Origin of the sequence: Niallia sp. HCP3S3_B10 (assembly GCF_052064465.1) — a bacterium.
Taxonomy (GTDB): Bacteria; Bacillota; Bacilli; order Bacillales; family Cytobacillaceae; genus Niallia; species Niallia hominis.
In genome coordinates this window covers 1-12,250 of record NZ_JBQHVO010000040.1, presented here as the reverse complement: position 1 = coordinate 12,250, position 12,250 = coordinate 1, and the positions used below count along the sequence as shown (strand labels likewise).

The 12,250-nt window shown below is 35.6% G+C and carries 10 protein-coding genes; 8 read left to right on the top strand and 2 right to left on the bottom strand.

The features are described from left to right. Nucleotides 1-353: 353 nt before the first annotated feature. The 6 genes from ACTNDN_RS16370 (at nt 354) to ACTNDN_RS16345 (ending at nt 5,466) form a co-directional block, all read left to right on the top strand. On the top strand, nt 354-542 hold the full coding sequence (locus ACTNDN_RS16370; protein WP_031539147.1) for a DUF2933 domain-containing protein: 189 nt from the start codon (nt 354-356) through the stop codon (nt 540-542). Between the two features lie 97 nt (nt 543-639). Further along, nucleotides 640-981, top strand: a complete 342-nt coding sequence (locus tag ACTNDN_RS16365) for a metal-sensitive transcriptional regulator (protein WP_031539146.1) — start codon at nt 640-642, stop codon at nt 979-981. A 294-nt stretch (nt 982-1,275) separates the two neighbouring features. Then, nucleotides 1,276-1,512 carry a cation transporter gene (locus ACTNDN_RS16360; RefSeq protein WP_031539145.1) on the top strand — a complete coding sequence of 79 codons (237 nt, stop codon included), beginning with the start codon at nt 1,276-1,278 and terminating at the stop codon, nt 1,510-1,512. A gap of 28 nt (nt 1,513-1,540) precedes the next feature. Further along, nucleotides 1,541-3,997, top strand: coding sequence for a heavy metal translocating P-type ATPase (locus tag ACTNDN_RS16355; RefSeq protein WP_031539144.1), 2,457 nt, complete (start codon nt 1,541-1,543; stop codon nt 3,995-3,997). A gap of 43 nt (nt 3,998-4,040) precedes the next feature. Then, the gene (locus ACTNDN_RS16350) at nt 4,041-4,256 is read left to right on the top strand and encodes a heavy-metal-associated domain-containing protein (protein ID WP_031539142.1); all 216 of its coding nucleotides are present in this window, start codon (nt 4,041-4,043) and stop codon (nt 4,254-4,256) included. A 133-nt stretch (nt 4,257-4,389) separates the two neighbouring features. After that, a complete protein-coding gene (locus ACTNDN_RS16345) occupies nt 4,390-5,466 on the top strand; it encodes an NAD(P)/FAD-dependent oxidoreductase (RefSeq protein WP_051641004.1) in 1,077 nt (358 codons plus the stop codon). A gap of 219 nt (nt 5,467-5,685) precedes the next feature. Here ACTNDN_RS16345 and ppaX read toward each other — a convergent pair whose 3' ends face one another. Further along, nucleotides 5,686-6,360 carry a pyrophosphatase PpaX gene (gene ppaX, locus ACTNDN_RS16340; RefSeq protein WP_031539138.1) on the bottom strand — a complete coding sequence of 225 codons (675 nt, stop codon included), beginning with the start codon at nt 6,358-6,360 and terminating at the stop codon, nt 5,686-5,688. Between the two features lie 230 nt (nt 6,361-6,590). On the opposite strand from ppaX, the gene ACTNDN_RS16335 reads away from it, so the two are divergent. Next, nucleotides 6,591-10,820, top strand: coding sequence for an acyl-CoA dehydratase activase-related protein (locus ACTNDN_RS16335; protein WP_441131542.1), 4,230 nt, complete (start codon nt 6,591-6,593; stop codon nt 10,818-10,820). Between the two features lie 104 nt (nt 10,821-10,924). Beyond that, entirely contained in the window at nt 10,925-11,254 is a 330-nt protein-coding gene (locus ACTNDN_RS16330) for a four-helix bundle copper-binding protein (RefSeq protein ID WP_031539133.1), read from the top strand. A gap of 206 nt (nt 11,255-11,460) precedes the next feature. Here the strand turns inward: ACTNDN_RS16330 and ACTNDN_RS16325 are convergent, their stop codons facing one another. Beyond that, nucleotides 11,461-12,057, bottom strand: coding sequence for a response regulator transcription factor (locus ACTNDN_RS16325; RefSeq protein ID WP_197030901.1), 597 nt, complete (start codon nt 12,055-12,057; stop codon nt 11,461-11,463). Nucleotides 12,058-12,250: the final 193 nt, after the last annotated feature.

Genomic DNA, 12,250 nt, shown 5'->3' with positions numbered 1-12,250 from the left:
TTTTTATCAAATGTTAATCAAATCATACTAAAGTGTAAGGATGGCGAAAATAGAGAAATCCTCAATGGAAAGAAACTGAAAATGTTTTTTTGTTTGGACGATATTGGGATTAGCCTTTGCTGATTTCAACCCTTCGTCCTTTAGAGAATATCAACAGGATATAGAGTTTAATGAAGTATCTGACGGTGATGATAAAGAAGATCCAAAAGATAATTAGAAAACAGTTCAAGACATGCTTTGATTTATAGATAGGTTAACCCTTTTAATTCTTATGTAATTCTTATCTTCATCTCAGTTTAAATTTAACTTAAGGATTTAAACTTAAACCATAGAATAGAAGGAGGTTTAATACGTTGACACTTAAAAAGCTAGCAATACCTATTTTATTAGTAATAATTATTGGAATTGTAGCAGCTATATATGGGAAATGGGATTGGCTAATATGGGGAATATTCCTACTTTGTCCACTTATGCACCTATTTGGTCATGATCACTCAGGGCATAATCATAGTAAAGGCAGACATTCAGGACATCACCATTAAATAGTATTCTTAAGGAGAAGTAAAAGGATAAAAAAGAATTTGCTTTACATAGGGTAGGGGGGTAAGGTACAATGTAAGTATAAAGGAGGAAATGAAAATGGCGCCCGATTTAGAAAATAGTCCAATAACTGTAGAAAGCTATTACTCTATTTCAAAGGAAAGAAAAAGCCATAATTCAGAAAAGGTAAAACATAATCTTGTAACCAGGCTAAATCGAATCGAAGGACAAGTTCGAGGTATTAAAAGATTAATTGAAAAAGATGTGTATTGTGATGATGTAATTACACAAATTTCTGCAAGCCAAGCAGCTTTAAATAGTGTAGCAAAAATTCTACTAGAAGGTCATATGAGAAACTGTGTTGTAGATAGAATTCAAAAAGGTGATATGGAAGTTTTAGATGAAATGCTAATATCGATTCAGAGATTAATGAAAAAATGAAAAGTATAACTTAAAGCTTGAAAAGCACCAATAAAAAAACAAGATAGATTCTGTTATTGGAATTTTATTTTTTTTTAATAAAAATATACCCTATATCCGTATGGTGGATAAAAGAATTAAATGAAGAAGTAACGAATGGGGAGAAATTGCTTGTTCTCGATTGACAAAGTGATCAACCACTTAAAGGAAAAAGAAATTAATGTTAAGAAAGTTTTATCTCGATCTGAATTAATGAAGTGGTTAATAGGGTCAGTTCAAAATGAAAATAATCAATTAGAAAAAAGGAGGACTGTTATGAATCAGGTAATACTTAATGTTCAAGGAATGACATGTGAACATTGCATAAATCTAATTGAAGGAAAGATTGGGAAGTTAGACGGTATTGAATCCATCTATGTCCTTCCTAATGAAGGAAAGATCAACATAACCTTTGATTTACATGAGGTTGACTTAAAAGACATTACAGATTCTATAGAGGATCAGTGTTTTAATGTGGAAGGTTGGGAAATCCCAAAACCAAACTTTTCCTAAAAGAATATAAATAAGGGAGGTTAAGAGAATGGCTGAAAAAACGTTAAATATAGAAGGCATGACATGCGCATCATGTGCCCAAAGAATAGAAAAAGTGACAAAAAAGCTACCTGGTGTGAAGTCATCAAGTGTGAATCTAGCAACCGAAAAAATGAATATTCAATATGATGAAAATGCGATTTCATTACAAGATATTCAAGAAGCTGTTGATAAAGCGGGATATAAAGCTGTGGCAAATACAGAAAAGAAGACCTTTGCTATTTCAGGTATGACCTGTGCATCCTGTGCTCAAACGATTGAAAAAGCAACAAGAAAATTAGAAGGCGTATTGGAATCCAATGTGAACTTAGCAACGGAAAAATTGAGTATTGAATACGATTCTTCGGTGGTATCAACTTCGGATATCATTCAAGCTGTTTCCCATGCAGGTTACGAAGCGCATGAAGACATTGCATCTGAAGAGTCCATTGACGAAGATAAAGCGAAAAAACAAAGAGAAATTAAAAAACTATGGAAAAGATTTTGGATATCAGCCGTATTTACTGCTCCATTACTTTACATCGCCATGGGCCATATAGTGGGGGCACCATTACCTGGAATTATTGATCCGATGATGAATCCAGAAGCCTTTGCACTGATTCAGTTACTGTTAACCATACCAGTGGTTATCGTAAATAGGAAGATATATACAGTTGGATATAATACTTTGTTTAGAGGACACCCAAATATGGATAGCTTGATAGCTTTAGGAACAAGTGCAGCCTTTTTATACGGTATTTTTGCGACAGTCATGATTTATTTAGGAAATTCAAGTTATGCCAGTGAATTATATTATGAAACGGCAGCCGTTATTTTAACTTTAATTACATTAGGAAAATACCTTGAAACTTTAACAAAAGGAAAAACATCAGAAGCCATAAAAAAATTAATGGGTCTTGCTCCTAAGACTGCTATTGTTTTAAGAAATGATCAAGAAGTGGAAATTTCGATAGACGAAGTGGTTGTAGGCGACATTTTAATCGTTAAACCAGGTGAAAAAATGCCTGTGGATGGTATTGTCGTTGAGGGGACAACGGCTGTTGATGAGTCCATGTTAACAGGGGAAAGCATTCCTGTAGAAAAAAACGCAGGAGACAATATAATAGGCGCCAGTATCAATAAAAATGGTACGATCCAATACAAGGCAACAAAGGTTGGTAAAGACACGGCCCTATCTCAAATTATTAAATTAGTAGAAGATGCGCAGGGCTCAAAAGCTCCTATTGCTAAATTAGCTGATATTATTTCAGGTTACTTTGTGCCAATTGTTATTGGGCTTGCTGTCCTTTCAGGATTAGCCTGGTACTTTGGAGGTCAAACAGGTATTTTCGCATTAACTATTGCCATCTCAGTTTTAGTTATCGCATGCCCATGTGCACTAGGTTTAGCTACACCAACAGCCATTATGATTGGAACTGGTAAAGGAGCGGAACACGGCGTTCTGATTAAAAGTGGTACAGCTCTAGAAACTACGCATAAAATTCAAACCATTGTATTTGATAAAACTGGAACGATAACGGAAGGGAAACCAAAAGTCACTGACATTGTTACAGCAAATGGTATTTCCGAAGAAGAACTATTAATTTTAGCAGCATCTGCTGAAAAGGGTTCTGAACATCCATTAGGTGATGCAATCGTTAAAGGTGCTGAAGAAAGAGGAATGAACTTCAAGAAAACGCAGGCCTTTAAAGCGATCCCAGGACATGGAATTGAAGTAACCATTGACGGCCACCATATGTTATTAGGAAACCGAAAATTAATGGATGATCGTAACATATCATTAGGATCTTTATCTAAAACATCAGATGAATTAGCCAGTCAAGGGAAAACTCCAATGTATATTACGATGAATGATAAAATTGCCGGTATTATTGCGGTAGCAGATACGGTTAAAGAAAATAGCATAAAAGCAATCCAAAAACTTCACAAAATGGGTATAGAAGTTGCTATGATTACTGGTGATAACAAACGTACCGCTGAAGCCATTGCCAAGCAAGTTGGCATCGATCGGGTACTAAGTGAAGTTCTACCAGAAGATAAAGCGAATGAAGTGAAAAAGCTGCAAGAAGAAGGCAAAAAAGTCGCAATGGTTGGAGATGGAATTAACGATGCACCTGCACTTGCACAAGCCGATGTTGGGATAGCCATTGGATCAGGTACCGATGTTGCAATGGAATCAGCTGATATTGTCTTAATGAGAAGTGATTTGATGGATGTTCCTACCGCAGTTGAATTAAGTAGATCAACCATTCGAAATATTAAGCAAAACTTATTCTGGGCATTTGGTTATAATACGGCAGGAATTCCATTTGCAATGGGAATTGTTTTCCTTTTTGGGGGCCCATTATTAAGCCCGGTCATTGCAGCTGCAGCTATGAGTTTTAGCTCTGTATCAGTATTACTCAATGCGTTGAGACTAAAACGTTTTAAACCTTCTTCTATTTAGAAGGAATGAAATAAAAATGAATAAATGAAAGGGGAAATATTTAATGAAAAAGAAACTAACCATAGAAGGAATGAAATGTGAAGGATGTGCCGATACGGTTCTTAAATGTTTAAAATCAATTGAGGGAGTTACGGAAGCTTCCGTTAACTTAGGAGATAAAAGTGCATTGGTTGAAAGTCATAATGAAGTAAGTGACCAAGCCATTCATGAATCATTAGCAAATGAAAAATATAAGGTTGTAAAGATTACTGAAGAATAGTCATTCTAAAAGTTCTTCAAGATTCATAATAAAAGTCCGATTTCTTCATTCAAAGGTATGGAGAAATCGGACTTTTTAAATCAATAAGCCCCAAAATGCAAAGGTACTTTGAAATAAGGGAAGGAGAATTAACTTGCAAAAGATTGCAATCATTGGAGGTGGCCCTGCAGGTTTAACTGCAGCAATAGAAGGAGCAAAAAGCGGATTAAGCGTGACGTTATATGAAAAGTTGGAAATTGGTGAAAACATTCGATGTGCGGAAGGTTTTTTTGATACATTAAACATGCTTGGGAAACCCCGATATGGGGTTAGGTTTAAGGTAGAAGAAATAGAACTCAAAATAAAATCAAAGTATGTATTTCCCTGTGACGACAAAATAAATATTTGGATGATTGATCGACGTGAATGGCAAAAAGGTTTAGCTGAAGAAGCAAGATCATTAGGCGTAAACATTATCGAAAACATTACTATAACGAAGGAATTCTTTATAGAACTCGTTTGGGAATACGATTGGATCATTGACAGTTCAGGAGCTATTTCAATAACTTCTCAAGTATATGGATTCCATAAATATTATAAAGATACATCTGCAGTTACGGTCCAATACACATTGGCAGGTGATTTTAGCGAATATTATGGGAGAATTAAGTTAGTACTTGAGGACCCTTATACAGGATATTACTGGATTTTTCCAAAATCAAAAAACGAAGCAAATGTTGGACTAGGAGTTTTTAAATCAACTAAATTAAATTTATGGGCAAAGCTAGATAGAGTACTTGAAAAAGAAGGGCTGTCTTCTTATAAAATAACAAAGAAAATGGGTGGGCTATGTCCTACTGTAAAGCTGGATAGATTGGTATATGATAATGTGTTGCTTGCAGGAGATGCAGCTGGCTTAGTTTCCCCATTACATGGTGGAGGGATAGATACTGCCTGTATTTCAGGCAAAATGGCCATTCAAAATATTTTACATAATCGTGTTGATTGTTATGAACGAGATTTGAGCAATATTTTAGATAGAAAGTTAGAGGGTGAAAGAGAGCTTTTTGAACGTTTAGTATCTTTAAATTCAGGAGTAATAGATTATATTATCAAAATAGTGCATCGATCGGGGAGAACATTAGGGGATTATGGAGTACTAAATGGAAGAATCCATAAATTTTTACAGTTAGGAATTATCCAGGCTCTGTTACCTACCAAGAAAAAGTGATTAATAAAATAATAGATATTAACTTCTATTAATCAAAAAGATCCTATTTCAATATATGAACCGGTTCTCTTGATGGGTGAAAATTAGTAAAATTGTTGATATCAGTGTGTTTTTAAGGGAATCACAATGGATTCCCTTTGGTTGTAAAATCTAGTTATCGTTTATTAATTCCTTTTGTTCTTACAGTTTCATTATTATAAATTTATTTATAGGGTACCATCAGGATAAACGGGCTTTCCTGACGGTACCCTTTTCAGAGTTAATAATTTTTAAAAGGTCAAGAAAGTCGTCCAGCACAAAGTCAGGCTGGTCCACCAGTTCCTCCTTTTTTAACTCACTCCATGACACAAATACACTCCGTACACCCGCATTTTTTGCACTAATAATGTCTTCGACGCTATCCCCGACCATTAATGCATGTTCAGGTGATTCAGCTAATGCATATAATGCTTTTTCTATTGGCTCGGGATTTGGTTTTGGATTAGTTACATCGTCAAAGGTAATAATGGTGTGAATAAAGTTGCTTATTTCGTCTAAATGACTACACCGACTAGTCATATAATTATGTTTGGAAGTGACAATCCCTAACTTGATACCTTTATCTGATAATAGCTGTATCACTTCTTTCGCATGAGGAAAGAAACTAGTAAGTGCATCATGGTTCGCGACGTCAAATTGACGGAAAGTATGCAACAATTCGTTAATATTACCTGAATAATACCTTTGAAAAGTTTTTGTTAATGGCTCACCAAAATAGCGTTTCAATTCCTTTTCATCTACATCTAAATTCAGATGTTTTTTTAATGTATGCTGAAAGGAAGCAACTACTAATTGGTTTGTATCCAAAATCGTTCCATCAAGGTCAAATAGAACAGTTGATATATCCTTGCTCATTATTTTTATATTCTCCTTTTCGTATCACTTTTTATTTCTCTTTTAAGTTTACAAAGGGAGAATGAGATGAATATGAGAAGAAGCTTAAATATAAATAAAAATTTTTACTTATTCCTGTTGATACTGGTAATTCTTATGTAATTCTTATCATTAACTCATATTTAATTTAACAAACGTATTTAAACTTAAAGTGGAGATAAAACGAGGATTATAGGAAGGTAGGGATTGAAATGAAGTTTCAAATAGGTCTTGATGTTGGTTCAACAACAGCCAAAATGGTCGTACTTAACGACAATAAAGAAATTGTCTTCAAATCATATCAGAGACATTTTTCTGATATTAAAAATACAATTTTACATCTATTTAGTACCTTAGCTCAAAAGGTTCCAACTGCTGAATTAAAAATAAATGCTAGTGGTTCTTCAGGATTAGGTTTATGTAAGGGAATGGGTGTTCCTTTTATTCAAGAAGTGGTTGCATGTACAGAGGCAGTCAAGTCCACTATGCCAAATATCGACGTTATCGTTGAACTCGGTGGAGAAGATGCGAAACTAATTTATTTAACAAATGGAATGGAGCAACGGATGAATTCAGCTTGTGCAGGTGGTACAGGTGCTTTTATCGATCAAATCGCATCATTATTAAATACAGATGCTGCAGGTCTTAATGACCTTGCTGCTTCAGCTGAAAAGATCTATCCGATTGCTTCAAGATGTGGTGTATTTGCTAAAATGGATATCCAACCACTCCTAAACGAAGGGGCAAGACGTGAAGATATAGCTGCTTCGGTATTTCAAGCGGTTGTCAACCAAACGATTGCCGGTCTTGCTAATGGCCGACCGATTCGTGGAAATGTTGCTTTTTTAGGTGGGCCGTTAACTTTTTTACCAGAACTTCGGAAACGGTTTATTGAAACCCTCCATTTAAAAGATGAACAAGTCATGTATAGCCAGGATGGACAGTACTATGTAGCGGTAGGGGCAGCTTTAGAAAGTGAAAAAAATGATGTGATCAAAATAGAGCAAATCATACAGCTATTAACCGATATGAATGAAGCAAAAGTGTCTTCTGCCTCCAGTGGAAATGAGCCTCTTTTTAGAGATATTCGGGAGTTAGAAGCTTTTTATCAACGTCATCGTCAAGCAACAGTAAAAAAGAGACCCCTTTCTACATATGTAGGAAATACCTATTTAGGCATTGATGCTGGATCAACAACAACAAAAATGGTTTTAATTGGTGAGGATAACGAAGTATTGTTTCATTTTTATGAAAAAAATAAGGGCAATCCCATTGAAACCGTTAGAGAAGGATTAATCAGCTTGTATCAAGTTCTTCCAAATGAAGTTACTATTTCTCGGTCAACCGTTACAGGATACGGTGAAAAATTAATTCAAGCAGCCTTTCACGTGGATGATGGTGAAATCGAAACAGTTGCTCATTATCAAGCAGCAAAGCAATTTCAGCCTGATGTTGATTTTATCATTGATATTGGCGGACAGGACATGAAGTGTATTAAAATCAAGGATGGCATCATTGATCGGATTATTCTAAATGAAGCATGTTCATCTGGGTGTGGATCATTCTTAGAAAGTTTTGCCGAAACATTAGGGCAGGTTGTTCAAGATTTTTCCCAACTTGCATTAACTGCAAAAAATCCGGTAGATCTCGGATCTCGCTGTACAGTCTTTATGAATTCAAAAGTGAAACAGGTGCAGAAGGAAGGAGCAAGCCTTGCTGATATTTCCGCGGGTTTATCGTATTCAGTTGTCATGAATGCTCTTTATAAAGTTATCAAACTGAAATCAGCAGACGAAATGGGAAATAAAATCGTTGTACAAGGTGGAACCTTTTTAAATAATGCTGTATTAAGAACCTTTGAAAAATTGACAGGAAGAGAAGTCGTTCGGCCTGATTTAGCTGGACTGATGGGCGCTTATGGAAGTGCATTACTTTCTAAACAAAGAAGAAAAGTAGGGGAGGAATCGACACTTCTTCCTGCTGAAAGTCTTCATGAATTTCAAGTGACTACCACGCATCGACGCTGCGGACTTTGTGGATATCGCTGCCCACTTACGATTAACCGTTTTGCGGATAGACAAACATTCATTACTGGAAATCGTTGTGAACGGGGTGCCGGAAAACCAAAAGTTAAAAGTACCTTACCTAATTTGGCTAAAGAAAAATTACACCATTTGTTCCATCGGACAGGTGTAACAGGGACGGCTGCATACCGAGGGAAGATTGGCATTCCTCGCGTATTAAACTTTTATGAGAATTATCCATACTGGCACCGATTTTTAACTGAGCTTGGATTTGAAGTTATTTTATCAGACCATTCAAGTAAAGAGATGTTTGAAAAGGGAATAGAAACCCTACCATCTGAATCGGTTTGTTATCCAGCAAAACTTACTCATGGACATATCATGAACTTAATAGAAAAAGGAGTAGAGAAAATTTTTTATCCTTCTATCGTGTATGAAAAGAAGGAAAATGAAATGCAACAAAACCATTATAATTGTCCAATTGTTGCTTCTTACCCTGAAGTCATTCGCGTAAATATGGATAGAATATTTACAGAATATCATATTCAATTTTTAAACCCATTTTTATCCATTGAAAAATCAACTTCCCTTGTGAAGGAATTGTTCATTTGTTTTGGGGATATTTCGAAACTGGAAATTAAGCAAGCTTTAAAGGAAGCTGAACGAGAACAAATGGCATATATAGAATGGCTGCATCAGCGTGGCGAAGAAGTAGTAGCGCAATTAGAAAAAGAAAATAAAAAGGGAATTGTGATGGCGGCTCGTCCGTATCATATTGACCCAGGCATTAATCATGGATTACCGGATGAAATTATTCGCCTGGGAATGGCCGTTTTAACTGAAGATTCCATTGCACACCTTGTTCCAGAGCAGAAACATGTAGGATCAGTCAATCAATGGACCTTTCATTCCCGTTTGTATCGTGCTGCAGATGTGGTAAAAAAATACCCTCAATTGGAATTACTACAACTAACTTCTTTTGGCTGTGGAATTGACGCTATTACGACGGATACGGTCGAAGAAATTTTGGCTGAAGATGATCAACTATATACTTGGATAAAAATGGACGAAGTAAGTAACTTTGGTGCGGCCAGAATTCGTCTTCGTTCATTAAAGGCAGCCATGGATGAAAGAGAATCGGGTGTGGCTTCTGCAAAGGTTAAACCTTTGCAGAAAAGACACGAAGAGATTTTTACTAAGGAATCGAAAGAAGGCTATACCATTCTAGCTCCACAGATGCTGCCTACCCATTTTTCGCTATTTGAAAAAGCATTTCAACTTCATGGTTATCATATGAAGGTTATTAAGAGAGTCTCCAATCATGATGTGGAAGAGGGATTACGGTATGTTCATAATGATGCTTGTTTTCCGGCTATTATTACAATAGGTCAATTGGTCGCAGCTTTGAAAAGTGGCGAATATGATTTAGACCGGACTGCCGTTATTATGTCACAGACTGGTGGAGGATGCCGGGCAACCAATTATTTACCACTTCTGAAAAAGGCATTAATAAGTGCTGGAATGTCTCAAGTTCCGGTCCTTTCATTGAATGCTGGTGGAATAGACGGAGTCAATCATACAGGATTTAAAGTAACCCTTCCGTTGGTAAAAAAACTCGTTATTGCTGCATGTCTTGGTGATCTCCTGATGAGATTAAAATTGGCAGTCAGACCATATGAAATAGTAAAAGGGACCTCTGAAGCACTGTATGATAAATGGGAAGAGCACTGTAAAGAATTGCTAGAATACTTTTCAATGAGAGAATATAAAAAAGTTGTCCATTCGATGATAAAAGATTTTAAGCAGATTAATGTAATGCCCATGAACAAACCACGTATTGGTATTGTTGGTGAAATCCTTATTAAATTCCACCCTTATGCTAATAATCAGCTTATCGACATTATCGAGAAAGAGGGAGGAGAAGCCGTTGTTCCTGACTTTATTGATTTCTTTTTATATGGTCTTTATAATCGCAACTTCAAAGCAGATCATTTTGGAATGTCAAAAATAAATGCAGGGCTTGGCAAAGTGGCGATTGAATTTATTGAATATTACCGAAGTCCAATACGGACTGCATTATTGGAGAGTGAACGCTTTGAAGCACCATTGGAAATTACTGAAATTGCAGGTAAAGCATCAAACTATTTAAGTTTAGGAAATCAAATGGGTGAAGGATGGCTCTTACCAGGAGAAATTGCAGAACTCATGGACACCGGTGTCGAAAATGTGATTTGTGTGCAGCCATTTGGTTGTCTGCCAAACCAAGTAATTGGAAGGGGAATGTTTAACGCCATTAAAAAGGATTATCCTAATGCCAATCTTGTTTCAATTGACTATGATTCGAGTATAAGCAAAGTAAATCAGCTTAATCGCATCAAACTTATGATGAATATTGCCAAAAGTAAAATAGAGTGTTAAATCGAATAAACGAAAAAAATGTCATGGTTAGGATAAAATACTTCAACTAGGAAACAATACTCTGTATTCCATTAGGACCTAATTATTCAAAGGAGGATTTTAAGATGACAATGTCATATGAAGAGTGTATCAAAGCCTGTTTGGAATGTATGGAAGCATGTAATGGATGTTATGATGCTTGTTTAAAAGAAGAAGATGTAAAAATGATGGCTGAATGTATTCGCATTAATCGGGAATGCGCTGATATTTGTGCGTTAGCAGCAAAGGCAATGCAATCAGATAGCCCAGTCGCTAAGCAGATTTGTCGTCTATGTGCAGAAATTTGTGAAGCGTGTGGGAAAATATGCGAACAGCATAGCCATGCTGAACACTGCAAAAAGTGCGCAGAATCTTGCTTTAAATGTGCAGAAGTTTGTCGCAAAATGGCATCTTAATTTGAAAAATAAATTATTCAATCAATACGGCGACTTTTATTGATCGCCGTATTTTTCAATAGCCAATAATTTAAATCCACTAATAAAAATTTGTATAGTTAAAGGAAGTTGAAAGTCTACAAAAAAGCTTAAATCTCAGTTAAACGGTTGAGAATTGGCCTATGTAATTACGTTGTAAATACGTTTTTCCTGAAGGTACCCCTTTATTACTTTTCAGTAGCAGAAAAACTCACTTCTATATTTTCGGAATTTAACCCATGGGTATCCCACCGATAACCTACACCCCAAATAGTTATTAAGTGTAAATCAATAGGAAACCCTGCTTCTTTTAATTTATGTCTGATATTTCTTATATAGGAATGCACGGTACGTTCACTAACCGCAGTTCTTTTCCCCCAGATAGTTGTGACCATTTCACCATGGGTAATCACTTTGTCAGGATTTTTTAAAAGGAATCCCAAAATAGTAAACTCCTTTGGGGCTAGAGAAATAGGTTGATGAAAAAATTTTAGGTCATATGAATCTTCCCTCCAAATAAGACCATTAAATCGAATCGTACTTTGGTTCTTTTTCCTACTTCTCCTTAGAATTGCTGTTACTCTTGCTAATAATTCCTCTTTATTAATTGGTTCAAATAAACAGACATCTGCCCCTTCTCTTAAAGTTTTGATTAAGTCCGATTTTTTCCTGTTATTAAATATAAGAACAATTGGTACGGATGAAGAACTTCGGATCTCTTCAAAAATATTTTTGTACTTAGAATAATTGGAAATTAAAACAAGATCTATTGATTCCTTTTCCAACCAAAAAAGTACTTTTTTTATAGAATTTTCTCTAATACAGGCAAAATTCTGTGCCTTAAAAAAAGATAGCAAATCTGATGTGGTTTCTTCATTCTCAATAATTACCTGAAATATTCATAGCACTTTAAAAGATGCACGTTTTTCTAAAATGCAGGTGAGAGTTTTCTATCTTTTTATAAGATTGAACATTTTC